The 231-nt window shown below is 59.7% G+C and carries 1 protein-coding gene; it reads right to left on the bottom strand.

Annotated elements, in window-relative coordinates; translation table 11 throughout:
* On the bottom strand, positions 1-231 hold a 231-nt coding region (locus ACLJNW_RS29000; RefSeq protein WP_410962137.1), incomplete at both ends, for a peptidylprolyl isomerase.

The raw sequence follows: 231 nt of genomic DNA on the forward strand, positions 1-231 counted from the left end.
GGCCGAATGCGGGTCCATGGTACGAGCCATGGCGATGCTGCCGACCTTGTTGGTCAGGCCGTTGTTGGCTTCGTTCTTGATCGGTGCGCGAGTGGGCTTCTGCTTCATGCCCGGCTCGAAACCGCCGCCCTGGATCATGAAGTTGTTGATCACGCGGTGGAAGACGGTGTTGTCGTAGTGGCCGCTTTTCACGTACTCCTTGAAGTTCGCCGCGGTTTCCGGGGCTTTCTC

This window comes from Salmonella sp. SAL4457, assembly GCF_046548235.1.
GTDB lineage: Bacteria > Pseudomonadota > Gammaproteobacteria > Enterobacterales > Enterobacteriaceae > Salmonella > Salmonella enterica.